The organism is Yoonia sp. 72 (genome assembly GCF_034652275.1).
Lineage (GTDB): Bacteria > Pseudomonadota > Alphaproteobacteria > Rhodobacterales > Rhodobacteraceae > Yoonia.
In genome coordinates, this window is the sequence record NZ_JAXIWG010000003.1 from 143,703 (window position 1) to 160,015 (window position 16,313).

Sequence of the window (16,313 nt, forward strand, 5' to 3'; positions counted from 1 at the left end):
TGCATTTGTTCGTCAATGGCGGGCGGCTGCGAGGGGCAATCCGCCGCAGTCAGATTTGCACGGATGGATGCGCCTTGCCCCAGATTTTCGGCACATCACGGGCGAGGGTCGCACGTTCAGCCCGTTCCAAGGATGCCAGTGCCGCCGCCGCATCCCCTTGATATTTCGCCCAGATCCGCCGCGCGGACCGTGGGCTCCACGGCAGGCGTGCGGTGGCAAGCCATTGCCGCAAGGGGGGCGGCAGGGCATCGAAATCGCGCATCGGGTCAGGGCGCGGTTTCCCGCGCAGGGTGGTCTGCAGGTTCCGCCGCATCATGCCGCCTGCCGTTTGCCCCATTGCGGAAACGGATCGGCCAGCCCTGTCCACGCGTCGGGCGTGAAATCCTGCGCCGGGATCAATGCTGCGTCGAGCATGGCGCGGATTGCGGCCTCATCCATCCCCGCGCCGATGAACACCAGTTCCTGCCGCCGGTCACCCCAAGGTTCCGCCCATTTACCCGCAACCTCGGCCAGCATGTCGGGGTGTGTGGGCCAGCGGTCGCGCGGCACCGACACCCACAAACCGCCCAAGGGCGTGACGGAAGACACCGCCCCCGCAAGGCTGTATTCCGCCACCCAGTTGGGCCGCGTCGCCAGCCAGAAATGGCCCTTGGCGCGGATCACGCCGGGCAGATCGCCGGTCAGGACGACATGGACCTTTGCCGGATCGAACGGCGCGCGGGCGCGGTAGACAAAGGACGAAATGCCGTATTCCTCGGTTTCGGGTGTGTGATGGGCAAAGCCGTAAAGCTCCTTGGCCCAGAACGGATGTTCATGCGCGCGGTCGAAATCAAAGAGGCCCGTGTTAAAGATCGCATCAGGATCAACGCGGGACTGGTCCGTCTCGATCAGCTTTGCATCAGGGTTCAGCGCGCGGATGATCTTGCGCGCGGCATCGACCTTGTCGGGGCCTGCGTCAGTTGTCTTGTTCAGGATCACGACATCGGCGAATTCCATCTGCTCGGTCAGCAGGTTGACCAGCGTGCGGTTATCCTCGTCCCCCAGACTTTCGCCGCGATCGGCCAGAAAATCATGGCTGGCAAAATCATTGAGCAGGTTGATCGCGTCCACCACCGTCACCATCGTATCGAGACGGGCGACATCGGACAGGCTGTCACCATCCTCGTCCCTGAAATCAAAGGTCGCGGCGACGGGCAGGGGCTCGGCAATGCCGGTGGATTCGATCAGCAGGTAATCGAACCGTCCTTCGGCGGACAGGCGTCGCACCTCTTGCAGCAGGTCGTCGCGCAGGGTGCAGCAGATGCAGCCGTTCGTCATTTCGACCAGCTTTTCCTCGGACCGCGACAGTTCCGCACCTTCGCGGATCAGATCGGCGTCGATGTTCACCTCGGACATGTCATTGACGATCACCGCGACGCGGCGGCCCTCGCGGTTGTTCAGGACATGGTTGAGCAGGGTGGTTTTTCCCGCACCCAGAAACCCCGACAAAACCGTGACGGGCAAGCGTGTGTCTGCCATGCTCTTCTCCTCTATGTAATGTTATAACATAACTAAAGGAGTCGCGCAGGCCTTGCAAGACCTAGGGCGCAGTGCCGCGCGTCATCCGCAAGGACCGGCCTGCGGTCATCGGCGGGGACGATCCGAAATGGCCGTCGAGTATCCGCACCATCCGGCGATAGGCCGCACGGTGCCGGTTGCGCAGGGTGACGCCTGCAAAGACCGGCTGGGTGATGACCGGCGCATCCGTCACCAGATGGCACTGGCCTGCCGCGATCAGCGCCTGTGCAGACGGAGCTAGCACATAGGCACTGCCCGCCAGCGATGTGACCAGATCGACCATCGCCGCGTTCTGCCCGATGGACAGCGACACATTCGTCAGGTCGGGTAGCAAGGCCGCATGGCTTTGCGCAAAAGCGGGGGCATAATTGGCAAGAATATAGCTGTCGGCGCGCACCTCGGTCAGGCGGGACGCGTGGGTCGAGACCATCAGATAAGGCACCTCGCCCAAGGTCTGGAAGTAAAGATCGGGGTGGATTTTGGGGGTGTAAAGCACCGCCACATCCTGCGCGCCTGTCACCAGATCGGCGCACATCTGCGCGGAATAATCGGCCTCGAAGAAAAACACCGTATCAGGCAGGGCGGCGCGAAACTGCCCGATCAGCGCGCTGATCGCCATGCCGACAAGGTCGTGTTGCAACCCGATCCGCATCGTGACCCCCGCGATCCCACTGTCGCGCGTGGCGTTCAGCGCGGTGATCCAGCTATGCCGCAAGCTGCGGGCATGGGGTTCGAACCGCAGCCCTTCGGTGGTCAGCGCCGTGCCTGCGCGCGAGCGGGAGAACAGCGGGCGGCCAATCGCCTTTTCCAGCGCCTTGATCCGGCCCGAGATCGTGGATTGCGTCACCCCCAGCCGTTCGGCTGTCTGGTTGAAGCTGCGCGTTTCGCACAGATCAAGGAAGGTTTCGATCAATTCGATTTGCATGGAAATCACTCTGCCCTGATCGGTGATCCCGATCAATAACAACCGGAATGCCTGATTGCCAGATGTCCGGTTTGGGCGCAGGATCGTCGCAAATCCGCCCTGTGGAGAGCCCCATGTCCGACACGATCCAACTGAAATCCCGCAGCGGCGGCCGCGCCGCGCGGGTTGCCTTGCGTTCTGCACCCTTGGCCGAGGATAAGCGCCCCGTGCGCGCGGGCATGCCCGGTGGCCGGCTCAAAGTGCTGACCGATGCCGAGGTGCTGCGCATCCATCACGCGGCCCTTGATGCGCTGGAACAGATCGGCCTGTCCCAAGCCCCGCAATCGGGGATCGAGATCATGACCCGCGCTGGTGCGATCCTTGGCGATGACGGGCGCCTGCGGTTTCCGCGTGCCTTGGTCGAGGATATGCTCGCCAAGGCGGCGCGCGATATCACCCTGTTCGGGCGCGATCCGAAATACGACCTGCATCTGTCCGGCACCAACGTGCATTTCGGTACGGCGGGGGCGGCGGTGCATATCGTGGACCTTGCGACCAACACCTATCGCGACAGCACGGCGCAGGACCTGTTCGATGCGGCACGGATCACGCATCACCTTGAAAATGTGCATTTCTTCCAGCGGGCGATGGTCTGCCGAGATGTTCTCGACAATCTCGAAATGGACCTGAACACGATCTATGCCTGCTGTTCGGGCACGACAAAGCACGTGGGCACATCGTTCAGCGACCCGTCGCATGTGGCCCCCGGTTTCGACATGATCCACCGGATCGCAGGGGGCGAGGCGGCATGGCGCGCGCGGCCCTTCATTTCCAATTCCAACTGCTTTGTCGTCCCGCCCATGAAATTCGCCGAGGAAAGCTGCATGGCGATGGAAAGCTGCATCCGTGGCGGTATGCCCGTGCTGCTGCTATCGGCAGGGCAGGCGGGGGCGACGGCACCGGCACCCATCGCGCTCGCCATCGTGCAGGCGGTGGCGGAATGTCTGGCAGGCGTCGTCTATGTCAACGCGATGGCACCGGGGCATCCGGCGATTTTCGGCACTTGGCCGTTTGTGTCGGACCTGCGCACGGGGGCGATGTCGGGCGGATCGGCCGAACAGGCGCTGCTGACGGCGGGTTGCGCGCAGATGCATCATTTCTACGGCCTGCCGGGGGGGGCTGCGGCAGGGATCTCCGACAGCAAGCTGCCCGACATGCAGGCCGGTTGGGAACAGGGGATCACCAATGTCCTTGCGGGCCTGTCGGGGCTGAACATGGTTTACGAGGCGGTGGGGATGCATGCGTCGCTGCTGGGGTTCTGTCTGGAATCGCTGGTGCTGGGCGATGACATTCTGGGGCAGGTCATGCGTTGCGTGCGCGGGATCGACGTGACCGAGGACAGCACGTCCATCGAGGCGATGAAGGCCGTCTGCCTTGACGGCGCGGGCCATTACCTAGGGTCCGACCAGACGCTGCAACTGATGCAGACGGAGTACATCTATCCGGTGCTTGGCAACCGCATGAGCCCAAAGGAATGGGTCGAGGCCGACCGGCCCATGCTGCTCGACAAGGCGATTTCGCGCAAGAACAGCATTCTGGCCAAGGCGGGGCGGCAGATCGACCCTGATGTCGACGCCGCAATCCGTGCGGATTATCGCATTTATTTCAATTAAGGGGCCAGCGATGCATTACGGCTATATCGGGCTGGGTAATCTGGGCGGGCATTGTGCCGCGAGTTTGCGGCGTGCGGGGATGGAGCTGACTGTGACCGACCTGAACCGGTCCGCGGGCGATGCGGTCTGCGCAGCCGGTGCGCAGTGGGCCGACACGCCAGAGGCGGTCGCTGCATCGGTCGATCATGTCATCACCTGCCTGCCATCGCCCGCCGTCACGGCACAGGTGCTGGCGCGTATCCTGCCCGTGATGAAACCCGGTGCGCATTGGATCGAAATGTCCACGCTGGGCCGCGACGATGTGCTGGCCTTTGCCGATCAGGCTGCGGCAGCGGGCGTGCGGATGATGGAACTGCCTGTCACCGGCGGCGTGCATCTGGCGGCCCAAGGCCAGATCACCATGCTGGCGGGGGGTGACAAGGACATGTTCGACCTGCACCTGCCCGCGCTGCAGGCCATCGGCAATCAGGTGTTCCATATGGGGCCGCTTGGGTCTGCGTCGATCATCAAGGTCATCACCAATATGCTGGCCTTTATCCATCTGAAAGCCTGCGGTGAGGCGCTGATGTTGGCCAAACGCGGGGGTCTTGACCTTGGGCAGGCGTGGCATGCGATCAAGGCGTCTTCGGGCAATTCCTTCGTGCATGAAACCGAAGGTGCGCTGGTGCTGAACGGGTCCTATGACATCGCGTTCAATATCGATCTGGCATTGAAGGATCTGGGATTTGCGCTGGATTTCGGGCGCGAATTCGGCGTTCCGCTGGATCTGGCGGGGGCGACCGAACAGACCTATGTCGCGGCGCGCGCGGCCTATGGCGGGGGCGCGCAATCGCCGATGATCGTGAAGCTGCTTGAGGATCTGTTGCAGACCGACCTGCGCGCTGAGGGCTTTCCAGCGCGGCTCTAGCGCTATTTTGTTATCATGCGCCACGATGCCAGAACGGCGCTGATCGCGGGAGGGTCATAGGCGAAAACGCTGGCCTCGTCGCCAGCAACGGCGATGGCAGCGGCCCGTCCGTCACCCAACGCATTGTCAAGACAGACCAGAAGCGGGTTGTCCTGCCGTGGAAAGATTGCCTTTTGCCGTTTGCGGAACGGGCCGAACTGGTCATGCCAGATCGGGTCAAGCTGTGCTGTATCGCCCTGTGTCGCGGTGATCGTGCCGTCCTGCGCCTGAATGAAGGCCGTGATCGTGGCGGCATTGACGGCCAGAAAGCGCGACATTTTCGACTGCGGGGCACCCACCTGCGCCACCTCCCAAAGACCGGCCAGCGCGGTTGCGGGCACACCCGCCTCGGACGGGTTGCCAAGGGGTTCGGCGGGTTTGGCCTGCACCGTCACCTGTTTGGCATCCTTGCACAGGTCCGCCAGCAGGGTGCCGACTGCCTTGGTCGTGGCGATGTCGTCCTGCGACAGAACCTTGCCCGTGACCGCTTGGGTCGATTGCGGGACACCGGCGATGTCGATGACCCCGCGCAGGCGGCGGCCCGCCACGGCCATGCGCAACACGACGCCGTCGATGTCGAACACCAGCGCGCGTTCCAGCACCGCGGTGTCGATTTCGTCAATGATCGCCGCGATCGGCCCTGGCACCCCCGCCAGCGAAATCACACGGGCGCTGCCGACAAAGCTGCTGCTGTCATCGGCCAGTGCCATAAGTTTCGTGACAAGCGCGCTCTGGTCACTCACGGTGCGAGGTCCTCATTTGGGGGATGTCATGCGCCATTGCTGATCTCGTGCAGGCAGGCGCGCGCATCTTTCAGGAAACTGTCGACTGCCACCTCATGGCTGCACACGCAGCACAGCGCGTCATGCGGTTCACGCGCATCGCGAATGTAAATCCGCAACTGGTCGCGGGTCGCAACAAAAGCTGTCATCGCCGCAGCATCGCCGATTGTACGCGTCCCGTCGGTGCCGAAGGCCAGCGCCGCTTCGCTGCATAGCGAATCGAGGCCTTCGCGGCGGAAGGTTGTGTTCGAATTCGTGATCAGGACCATATTGGTCGACAGATCCGCAAAGGCCAGCGTTTCGCAACCCGGATATCTGTCGTGCAATCTGTCCAGCGCGTCAGCGACCATTGGTCCTGCCCATTGTTTCTGCCAAGCCTGTGACTAAGGCAAATTCATGGCAGGGGGAAGTCCTGCCGTGCCGCCATCACGAGGATGCACGCACCGGCCCGTCGCTGTCATCCTCTGGCTCTTGGTCCTGACGGACGCGTTGCACACGGCGTGGCATGATCGTTGCGCGCACAGGCTCTGGGATCGGTGTGCCATTGGCGATGTTATAAAGGGGCTGGTCGGTGCGTGCCGCGATCTTGGTCAGCTTTTCGATCATGTCGATCAGATGGGTCACGAAAGGCCCTGCGCCGCTGGCGTCCCATTTTTCGTAATCATCGCCCGCCTGCAAGGCTTGCAGCAGCGAGATCGGGAAGGTCGCGGCGAATTGCCCGTCGGTCTCGCGGCGCACGCGCTGGAACACGCGGCGGCGATCCTTGTCGGTGATCAGCTTGTCATAGCGGGTGATCAGCAGAATGGAAAAATCCCTGACCGCGTCGGGCATCATGTTCCATACGGCCGCTTCGGATTGGCGCCAGGCCTGCGTCGCGTGGGTACACCAGATGACGGCGTCCACCTCTGGCAACATGCGTTCCCAGACCTCTGACGACATGTTCGGGTCCGAAATCCCGGGAAAGTCGATCAGGTCGCAAAGTTCAAGGATATCGCATTCCATGAACAGGCGGATCACATGGGTTTCCGCCACCGGAATGGATTCGAGCCGTTCCAGCGCCACAGGCTCTGTCGCGCCGTCGACCGTCACGCGGTAGGGCGCGGTTGTACCATAGGACATCCAGACGGGTGCCAGCCGTGTCGCTGTCACCTTTTCGGGCAAAGGCCGTGCGCCGAGCAGCAGATTGGACAGCGTGCTTTTGCCGGCGCTGAATTCCCCCATCAGCGCGATGCGGGGCTTGCGCGATCCAATGGATGCGACGGGTGCGTCGGTCATCATTCAGTTCCTTGCGGTGCGGCGCGGGTCTGGAAGGTCAGTTCTTCGATGATGTAATCGAACAGTTCTTCGCGTTCCTGCTGCGCCGTGATGCCAAAGATGTTTTTCAGATCGTCGATATGCACGGTGGATTTTTCGCTGATGTCCGTCAGCAAGCCGCGCTGTTCGTCAAGAAATTCGCGCAATTCGCGTTCGGCCATGGCGCGGATATCCATTGCCTGCCGATCCTTGAGTTCTTCGACAATGGGGGCTGTTTCGGCCTCGATCAGGTCGTAGAACCCGCTGGCGAAAGCACGGTATCCCTTGCGGCGTTTCCACCAGCCTTTCCACCACGACGTCTGCAGGTCCAGCGCGATCGTCTGGCCCAAAGTGACGGGGGCGGGAATTTCGGGCGCCGCCGGCGGTGTGATCTTGAAGTTCTCGACCGCGACGCCAAAGGCCGCCCGATAGGTTTCGGCCAGATCTTCCGAGGCCGCTGCAAAGACCTGATCGCAGGTCGCGGTCACATTGCGCCGCATCACCTGATAGCTGGTCCGCAGCAGCATCCGCAGCCCGTCGGGGCTGTATTGCCAGACCTCTTCTTCGCCCCTGCTTTCCAGATGTTGCAGCAGCGATTCCAGCGCGCGATCAAGAAAGCGTTTGTGCGATTGATCGACCCGCGACCCGAATTGCTGGAACACGATATCAAGGCGATCATTCAGCAGCTTGATGTTGGTTTCGGCGATCCGGTCCAGATGCTGGACAAGCTGGGCATGCGGCATGACTTCGACGGTGTCACCGTCCAGACGCATCGACACGATGGATGACGACGCGCGCACGCCGCCCACAAGGTTCAGCGCGCGTTTGCGGCACGCGGTCAGGATTTCGGCGCCCGGCCCTTCGGTGATGCGTTCGGACACGGCGCGGAACAGTTCGGGGACACCCGACAGGTGCCAGACCAGTTCCTTGGTTTCCATGCCCGCGGTTTCCGCGCTGAGCGAGGCTTCGGCCCAGTTGAACATCGCCTCGGCACTGTCGGCCACGATCGCATCGAGGTTTTCCGCAAGCGCGATATTCGCCCAATAGGCGCTGCCGAAAATCAGTTTCGGATTTTCGGGGCCGTTGTTGTCGAGCAGCGTTTGCAGGATGCTGTCGCGGATTTCGGGAACCTGTGCAGCGGGGTTGGCCAGTTCGTCAATCCGGTTCACGAAAATCACGACTTCGCGGGATTTCACGTTGGAAATCAGGCGGATCAATCCCATGTCCATGGAGCTGAGCGCCTGATGCGCCGACAGGACCACCACGCAGATGCGGCTGTCGCGCAAGGCGTTGATGGTGATCTGTTCGCGCATCATGAAGGTGTCGTTCACACCGGGTGTGTCACGCAGGCAGAGCGGCATCGGGATCGCCTTGGCGTCCAGATAGAGATCGGCGGATTTGGTGATATCGGCGAAACGGCCCTGCTGGTCGGGTTCGTCCAGATCGTCGAAATCGTCGCCCATACAGACATAGCGCTGCACAAGTTCGTCGTTCAGGTCAGCGTAATTGTGTTTCTGACCCAGCAAAAGCTCGAATTTGCGGCCAAGCCGGCGCTTGGTCTTGTCGCGCATTTCGGCAATTTGAAGGCGGATTTTCTCCATCTCCTCGTCGGCACCGGCGCGGGCGGACAATTCACCGATTCGCCCGCCGTTTTCGATAAGATGGTCCCATTCGTCCTTGTTGAAGAACTGGAAAGTCGCCGTTGGCGCGTCCTCTGGCAAAGGCGCGTTCAGATGCAGCGAGGTCACGACAGAGGTCCACGGGTTCACGTCGGCGGGCAATAAATCAGGGCGCCCGACCATGGCGTTGACCAGTGACGTCTTGCCGGATTTGATCTGGCCAATCATCGTGATGCTGGGTTCAAAGGCGCGTAACTGCTTGATAAGCTTTACAGATTTCTTTTCTGCATCCTGGCCGCCCAGCTTGACGACATCTTTCAATGTCGCTTCGAGATCGGCGATCTCTTCATGAAACAGGTCAAGCTTTTCCAGACCCAGGCTCATGAACGGGTGATGTGCTGCCGGGACCTTGTATCCGTCCACTTTTGCCAGCTCTTCCATCTTCATTCGTATCTGTCCTCAACACTGCGGTCGTCGCACCAATAGCAGGAGTTCGCCCCAGCGCCAAATCATGAGACTACACAAGATTTATTGCTGTAATGGAAACAAAATCACGCGGCTTTAGTATGACGGCATTTGGGCGATTTGTTCAACCGCCCGCCCGGTTTATGCTGCAAGGTCTGCCTGCAACTCGCGTTTCACCTGCAACAAAAGGCTGACAGCCTCAATTGCGGCACTGTCGCGTTTTTCCATCTGCATCAGCTGCACAAGGTCGGCCGCGTCGAACACGGTGTCACGCGCCCGTTGCAGCACAGGGTCGTGATCGTCGCCATGATCGTTAAGATGGTCGCACAACCATTGCAACTGGGCAACAGTCTGGGCCATGACCTTGGCGGGCGCGCTGCCGTCGCCTGATCTGGCCAGCGTCAGCAAGGCGCCGCTTTGCTTGGTGATATGGTCAAGCGCGACGCGGTAGGCCTCTGCGCTGGTGGGGTGCAGTGCAGGTGTCAAGGCGGCTGCCGGTGCAGGCTCCACCGGCCGAGAGACAGCATCTTTCACACGTTGCAGGATCACCTTTTCGTCGGGCAAGTCTGGCATCGGGGATGCTGGCGGTTCCGCTTTTGCCGGTTCGGCTGGTGTCGCCGCGGGAGATTGTTGGTCTGCAATCGCCTCGGGATGCTGGGCCAGCAGCACGTCGGCCATGTCTACCGCAGACTGCTTGCCAAGTTCGACCTGTTTCAGCACCGCGGCGATCAAGGCCATGCCCCCGCTTTCGCGCATCTGTTTTTTGTCCACAGTGCCGTCGATGTTGCGGGCCGCGACGGCATCCTTGGTTGCAATCGCAAGGATCTGGTTGAATTCGTCGCGCGCGACCGCGTTGGCATCGGCCAGAACACCATCGAGCGTTCCGTTCGCGCGCAAAAGGTCGGCCTTGGTGATCATCAGAAAGCCGTGATCCTTGATCAGGTCGGGCATTTGCGCCCAGATACCCTGTTCTTCGGCGTCAAACGACTGGCTACACCACAGCACGACATCTGTCCGCTTGGCCGCCCATTGGCTGGCACGGTGGATCGAGCCAGCATCGTTAGGCGATACGACTTCCAGCACTGAAATCTTGCCAAGGGCTGGCAAGGGCAGGCGCATCTCGATGAACACAGGGACAAGGTCCACGACATCGCGCAGGTCGTCACTGTCGATCTGTGTCTTGGTCCCGTCTGCCAGCGTGCAGATGATGCAGGGGGTATCGCCATGCGTGAGTTCAAGCGACGGCAATTTCGCGCCTTTGGGCGCCACATCCGTCCCGACCAGAAGGTTCAGCAAAAGGGACTTGCCCGCGCCAGAACGCCCCAAAAGCCCGATGCGAACGGGCTTTTCGATCCGTTCCATCAGGTTTTCGGCACGTATCTGTGCCGGTTCGGGCAAACGGCCCGACGCAATTGCCCGCGCCAGATTTTGCTGGACGCGGGCGGAAAGTGATTGATTCGACATTAACTGCCTCCGGCCGCGATCTTAGCTGCCGGTGCTGCCTCATCAACCTCCTCTTTGCCGTGGCCATCGCTGGCGGTGACATGTTTGACGGGCTTGACCTCTTTCACGACCGGCTTGACCTCGCGCCGGTCGTTGGACAGATCCGCGCGGGCGGCAGTTGTTGCAGCCACATCGTCGATCTCAACGACGCGCGTCGTCGTGTTCGTATGCGCATCCACATGGCCCACGGGCTTTGGACGCACAGCGCGGATCACGGGTTTGTTGTGATTGAGCTTGATTACCGAAAAGGTGCAATTGTCCTGATCGGGATCGGCCAGGGCCTCGATGGCTTCCAGAAGGTAGCCTGCGATCTCGGCCGCTTTCTTGCGCCGGTATTTCTGCAAGATCCGCTGGATTTGCGCGTCTTCGAGATATTGCAGCCCGTCACTGGAGACCAGAACGATATCGCCCACTTCGAGCTTGAACGGTGTCTTGGGGCAATCGGATTTGGCCACACGGTCGCCCAGAATGACCGAGGTCAGGCAGTTGCGGTCCGGATGGTTCTTGCCCGCAATCGGATCAAGAAGCCCCGATTTGACCATGAAATCGATCTGGGGGGCCATTGAATGGTCTTCGTTCAGCTGCTGCAATTTGCCATTGCGGAAATGATAAAGCGGCGAATCCCCGATCGACATCCAGAACATCCGGTTTTCGACCAGCACGAGCGACACCAGCGTCGCGCCCATGCCCCGCGTTTCGGGGTTCTGGGCGACATGCTGGCGGACGACATCATTGGCGTTCACGGCGGCAGCGGTCAGGTATTGCGGAATCTCGCCTTCAAAATCGGAAAAGTTCGCGCTTTGGAATTTCAGTTCGCTGAACACTTCGGTGACGACGATCTTGCTGGCGACATCGCCGGCGGCATGGCCGCCCATGCCATCGGCAAGCACCACGACACCGCTGTCCGCGCCGAACGGAAAATCAGTGACGATGGCGTCTTCCTGATAATCGCGGCCGCCCTGGCAGATCGCTGAAGCTACGTCAAAGCGCGGTTCAGGCGATCGCCACATCTTCGTCCTCCCCGGTTGCGCCGTCGGACCAGTTGAAAGACTTGTCGCACAGCGCCACGAAACGCAGCACGGTTTCGCCGATGCGGATCACGTCGCCTGTCGTCAGCGTCTCGTTGCTGATCACGGGCTTGTCGTTCAGGCGTACAATGTTGGACTTGCCGCCATGGCCAAGCAGGAATTCCTTGCCGTCGGTGTCATAGACGATCGCGGCATGGTTGGTGCGTGAAATCGCGTTGTCGCCGAAATCAAGCTGGACAGCCTGATCCTCGCCGCGACCGATGGAGTTCATGCCAGCCATCAGCGCAAAGCTTTCTCCGCGCCCGGGGCCGTCAGCGACGACGATCCAGCCCACCGGAAACTTGGCGCGTTGTGTGGACACGACCTTGGGGGCGTCGTTGAAAAGGTCGACAACATCACCGTCGGATTTCTCGAAGCCGATCAGGCGCGTCTTGGTCCGGCGCGACCGTGCGGACGAGCGCGCCGCTGCGGCAGAGGCCAGCGCGGGGGACGGTGTCGGCAGGACGGGTGCCGTGTCAGGCAGTGCGGTCGATCCGTCGTCGCCTTCCATGTCCCAGATATTCACGGCAGGCGCGCTGGGAGCTTCTGCTTCCTTTGCGACTGGCGCCGGAGGCTCGACAGGCCGTGTTTTGGCGTTGATGTTCGTCAGCATCGCGTTCACGTCGGCGGGCAGATCACCCCCGCGCTGTCGCGGCGCCGCGTCGTCGGCGATGGAACCGATGGTGTCACGATAAGAGTCTTCGAGCTTGTCCGACGCGCGGGGTGGCATGTCATCTGCCCCCGACTGCTTTCTGCCAATGAGATCACGAATGAACTTCATGTTTTCAACCTTTCAAATTACGCGCACACGCCCATTCCGTGGGAAAGACGTTCGCGCCTACTCTCCTGCACCTTCAAAGGTGACTGATGCCACCCACATGCTGCCGTCGCGTTGCACCGCAAACATGAAACGGTCGGTGCCGTTGTCGATTTCGCGGTTGAGGATCGTCAGAATACTGTCACGGTCCGTCAGGGTTTCGGCTGTCGGAATGTAGGATGTGACGATGTCACCCTCCTGCAGGCCGCTGCCCAGATCAGACGGGACGGCTGTTACCATGGTGCGCCAGGATGCATCGGCAAAGCTTGTCTCGAAGGCGACACCGTTGGGCAGGGCGACCGTCTGCACGACGGGCACGCTCAGCTGCCGCTCGATCCGTTCACCCGATGTCGGGTTCAGCGTGCCAAAAGTCACATCCACGGCGGTCGTGTTCGCAGATGTATCACTGACCCCGCGCAGCGCATCGGGTATGTCGCTGATCGCGGCAATCTCGACGCCGTTCACGTCGGTGACCACCAATCCGGGCTGCGCCCAGGCCGGTGCGCCGGGTGTGACGGATGCAATGATATTCGAACCGTCACCGGCACCAACAAACGGCACATCGACCGTCCAGTTGGCCATAACCGTAGATGCGGACACTTCGTTGCCGGGCACGATCGCGGCGATATCCACGACCGGGCCGGTGCCCACATCCGCCACCAGGTCGGGCGTCGCGGGCAGCGTCATCGCGGCAACATCGGATTCAGCGGCGGGGCGAAGGTCTGACGTCTCGGGCAATTGGGCCGTGACTTCTGGTTCTTGGGCCGTCTGGGGCATTTCGGCTGGCAAAGGCAACGGATCGATCACGGCAGCTTCTTCTGCCGGCTCGGGCGTCACTGCCGGCTCTGGCGTTTCGGTCACCACAGCGGCAAGCGCGTCTTCGACCGCGGTCGCGTCGGGTGCCAGCGGTGTGATTTCGGCTGCCGCGAAATCAAGCGTCGGTGCCTCTGCGGTCTGGTCGGTCACGGTCTGCGTCTCGGTGACAGGCTCTTGGGCCACCGTCGTATCGGCCACTGTCGGCAATTCGGTCTGCGGCTGTGCAGGTTCAGCCACACTGGTCGCGATGCTTGGCGCATCTGCGGTCACAGGTGCCGTGACAGGGTCGGTGCCCGATCCGCTCATGAAGATGCCCGCACCTACAAGTAGCGCGACAACCGCAGCAGACCCCAAAAGCAACGGCATTTTCGATTTTGGCTGGCTTGCCGTTGTCTGAACCGCTTCCTTTTTGGGTGTTGCGATCTTCAAAGGCGTCACGTTGCCCTGCGCACCGTCCATCATATCAAGCCATGCCTTGGCCGATTGCAGGCGGTCCTTGGGCAATACCTCGAGCGCCTTGTCCATCGCGGCAAGGAATGGTTCGTCATAGCCCGTGATGCGCCCCACCAGTTTCACATAAGGATCGGGGTCGCCGGATGCGATTGCTGCAAGACGCGCCTGCGAATTCGGCGGCACGTCCTTCGAGATCAGATGATAGAAAGTCGCCGCCAGCGCATAAAGGTCGCTGCTTGGCCCCTGTTCGGACCCGGCGATATAGAATTCCTGCGGTGAATAGCCGTCCTTGACCACGCGCAGCGCTGACAGCACGCGGCTTTGCTTGGTCGCTTCCTCGCGGGCGGCACCGAAATCGATCAGGACGGGGCGCATGTCCGTGCTGATCAGAATGTTGTCGGGCGAAATATCGCGGTGCAGGATGCCCTGCTCGTGGATAAAGCCGACCGCACCCAGAACGTCCTTGAGGATCGCCTTGATTTTGACGGGCGTCAGGTCGTGATTGGGGTCTTCGATCGTGTCGAGAAGATCGCGCCCTTCCACGAAATCAAGCGCCATATAGGCTGTGTCGTTATCCTCAAAGACCTGATGGACCCCCACGATATTGGGGTGGCTGAGCTTGGCAAGGCTGCGGGCCTCTTGCACGAAAAGGCGAACGATGGATTTCAATTCGTTCTGATGCGCCCGCGACCGCGCCTGCACCACATAGCGGCTGCGTCGGCAGAAGGCTCCCGGGAAGCATTCCTTGATCACGATCTTGCGGTCGAGACTGTCCCGCGCAAGGTAGGTGATCCCGAAGCCACCGGCATTCAGGAAGCTTTCGATCGTGTACTGGCCGTGCATCAACTTTGTGCCCGGCTTCAGCTCGTCGACGAAGCTGTCCTTTTCATCTGCGTTGTCTTGCACTAGCGGTTTGGCCATCGTTATTTCCAGCTCTCACACTCAACAGCAGGACGTAATGCGCCCGCCTTTGTTTTTTAGTCTCACTCAAATTAGGCCAAAAAGTGACGCTAACTTGTTGTTTGGTGGTCCTTAATCCCGCTCTTTTGGCGCGATTGTAGGAAGAAAACGAAACAGTGTCCGGCTCGTTTTCAGTTAAAACCCGCGCTTTTTCAGGATGACCTGCGATTTGTGGCCTTTTCAAGCGCGCAGTCGGCTTGCGACGACCATCGCACCCGATGCAACATATTTGTGCATCATTTCAGGTCATGCGCAAACCGGAAACTGAACTTTCACGATTTTTGCCGCCTGATTCTGGTGCAGTCAATGGGTGCGCTGCCTGATTCTGTCCTCGGGCGCACCGCCGTTGTCCCTTGTAGAGCATTCAGCAAAGATGCAGCATCCGGCAAAATTCCGGAGACTGGCATGACAAAGGTATTCATCAACGGCTTTGGCAGGATCGGGCGCACAGTGCTGCGCGCCAATGCTTTGGGTTACGGAACAGGGATCGAGGTTGCCGGCATCAACGATCTGGCGGCCAGTGACCTTTGCGCGCATCTGTTTGCCTATGACAGTGTCTTCGGGCCGTTTCCGGGGCAGGCGGAATTGCAGGGGGATGCCCTTGTCATCAACGGCAAGGCGATTCCGATCCACCGGACCGACGACGTGGCCTCTCTCGATCTGTCGGGTGTCGATGTGATGCTCGAATGCACCGGAAAGGCCGACACCCGCATGATGGCCGAGGCTGGCTTGCGCGCGGGCGCTTCCCGCATCCTGATCTCGGGGCCGTCGGCGGCGGCAGACGTTACAATCGTACTTGGTGCGAATGATGACCGGCTTGCGGATCAGAAGATCGTCTCGAATGCGTCCTGTACGACCAATGCATTGGCACCGCTGGTGCGGTTGCTTGACGACCGCTTCGGGGTTGAAACGGGCTGGATGACGACGATCCATTGTTACACCGGCAGCCAGCCGACGATCGACGCCCCGCGCGATGATTTCCTGCGCAGCCGTGCGGCAGGGCTGTCGATGGTGCCGACGACAACCTCGGCGCAGAAACTGCTGGGCGATGTGCTGCCGCAGATCGCAGGCCGGATCGAGGCGGCGGCGGTGCGTGTGCCTGTCGCCTCTGTGTCCGCCATCGACCTTGCAGTCGTGGTGCGCGACACGCCCGACCGCGCCGCGCTGCATGACCTGTTGCGCGCCCAGACCGGCGTGATCGGCCATACCGAGAAGTTGCTGGTGTCCTCGGACCTGCGCGCGCGGTCTGAAAGCCTGATCGTCGCCTTGCCCGAAACCCGCGTGACCCAAGGCGGGATGCTGCGGGTCTTCGGCTGGTACGACAACGAATGGGGCTTTTCCTGCCGGATGCTGGATATGGCGGCAAGGATGGGGTGAGGCTGTGCAAACCGGCCCAGCCCTGTCATGGATCAGCGCACGGTGCGGGCTCTTTTACTTCGGACTGTGCGGGGCTAGGTA

At 61.1% G+C, this 16,313-nt stretch carries 14 protein-coding genes; 3 read left to right on the plus strand and 11 right to left on the minus strand.

Annotation, left to right across the window (positions count from 1 at the left end; all coding sequences use genetic code 11):
* Window positions 1–49 precede the first annotated feature (49 nt).
* From VCK47_RS13020 to VCK47_RS13030, 3 genes are all read right to left on the minus strand, one after another.
* The gene (locus VCK47_RS13020) at window positions 50–313 is read right to left on the minus strand and encodes a DUF6525 family protein (protein ID WP_322892291.1); all 264 of its coding nucleotides are present in this window, start codon (window positions 311–313) and stop codon (window positions 50–52) included.
* Entirely contained in the window at window positions 313–1,518 is a 1,206-nt protein-coding gene (locus VCK47_RS13025; protein WP_322890447.1) for a GTP-binding protein, read from the minus strand. Before VCK47_RS13025 ends, VCK47_RS13020 begins: the two co-directional genes overlap by 1 nt.
* Before the next feature lie 61 nt (window positions 1,519–1,579).
* The gene (locus VCK47_RS13030; protein WP_322890446.1) at window positions 1,580–2,482 is read right to left on the minus strand and encodes a LysR family transcriptional regulator; all 903 of its coding nucleotides are present in this window, start codon (window positions 2,480–2,482) and stop codon (window positions 1,580–1,582) included.
* Between the two features lie 113 nt (window positions 2,483–2,595).
* On the opposite strand from VCK47_RS13030, the gene VCK47_RS13035 reads away from it, so the two are divergent.
* Both VCK47_RS13035 and VCK47_RS13040 read left to right on the plus strand, forming a co-directional pair.
* The gene (locus tag VCK47_RS13035) at window positions 2,596–4,134 is read left to right on the plus strand and encodes a trimethylamine methyltransferase family protein (protein WP_322890445.1); all 1,539 of its coding nucleotides are present in this window, start codon (window positions 2,596–2,598) and stop codon (window positions 4,132–4,134) included.
* 10 nt (window positions 4,135–4,144) lie between these two features.
* A complete protein-coding gene (locus tag VCK47_RS13040) occupies window positions 4,145–5,041 on the plus strand; it encodes an NAD(P)-dependent oxidoreductase (RefSeq protein WP_322890444.1) in 897 nt (298 codons plus the stop codon).
* Window positions 5,042–5,043: 2 nt separating this feature from the next.
* On the opposite strand, the gene VCK47_RS13045 is transcribed toward VCK47_RS13040, so the two are convergent.
* From VCK47_RS13045 to VCK47_RS13080, 8 genes are all read right to left on the minus strand, one after another.
* A complete protein-coding gene (locus VCK47_RS13045) occupies window positions 5,044–5,823 on the minus strand; it encodes a hypothetical protein (protein ID WP_322890443.1) in 780 nt (259 codons plus the stop codon).
* A 26-nt stretch (window positions 5,824–5,849) separates the two neighbouring features.
* A complete protein-coding gene (locus tag VCK47_RS13050; RefSeq protein ID WP_322890442.1) occupies window positions 5,850–6,212 on the minus strand; it encodes a hypothetical protein in 363 nt (120 codons plus the stop codon).
* Window positions 6,213–6,288: 76 nt separating this feature from the next.
* Window positions 6,289–7,137, minus strand: a complete 849-nt coding sequence (locus tag VCK47_RS13055) for a dynamin family protein (protein ID WP_322890441.1) — start codon at window positions 7,135–7,137, stop codon at window positions 6,289–6,291.
* On the minus strand, window positions 7,137–9,221 hold the full coding sequence (locus VCK47_RS13060; RefSeq protein WP_322890440.1) for a dynamin family protein: 2,085 nt from the start codon (window positions 9,219–9,221) through the stop codon (window positions 7,137–7,139). The genes VCK47_RS13055 and VCK47_RS13060 overlap by 1 nt, the downstream gene beginning before the upstream one ends.
* A 159-nt stretch (window positions 9,222–9,380) precedes the next feature.
* Window positions 9,381–10,703: a hypothetical protein gene (locus tag VCK47_RS13065; protein ID WP_322890439.1), complete on the minus strand. Its 1,323-nt coding sequence runs from the start codon at window positions 10,701–10,703 to the stop codon at window positions 9,381–9,383.
* Window positions 10,703–11,752 (minus strand): PP2C family protein-serine/threonine phosphatase, encoded by a 1,050-nt coding sequence (locus tag VCK47_RS13070; protein ID WP_322890438.1) that lies wholly within the window; start codon window positions 11,750–11,752, stop codon window positions 10,703–10,705. Before VCK47_RS13070 ends, VCK47_RS13065 begins: the two co-directional genes overlap by 1 nt.
* Window positions 11,736–12,590 carry an FHA domain-containing protein gene (locus VCK47_RS13075; protein ID WP_322890437.1) on the minus strand — a complete coding sequence of 285 codons (855 nt, stop codon included), beginning with the start codon at window positions 12,588–12,590 and terminating at the stop codon, window positions 11,736–11,738. Before VCK47_RS13075 ends, VCK47_RS13070 begins: the two co-directional genes overlap by 17 nt.
* 57 nt (window positions 12,591–12,647) lie before the next feature.
* The gene (locus VCK47_RS13080) at window positions 12,648–14,816 is read right to left on the minus strand and encodes a protein kinase domain-containing protein (protein ID WP_322890436.1); all 2,169 of its coding nucleotides are present in this window, start codon (window positions 14,814–14,816) and stop codon (window positions 12,648–12,650) included.
* Window positions 14,817–15,260: 444 nt separating this feature from the next.
* Here VCK47_RS13080 and VCK47_RS13085 point away from each other — a divergent pair, with 444 nt between their 5' ends.
* The gene (locus VCK47_RS13085) at window positions 15,261–16,232 is read left to right on the plus strand and encodes a type I glyceraldehyde-3-phosphate dehydrogenase (protein ID WP_322890435.1); all 972 of its coding nucleotides are present in this window, start codon (window positions 15,261–15,263) and stop codon (window positions 16,230–16,232) included.
* Window positions 16,233–16,313 lie beyond the last annotated feature (81 nt).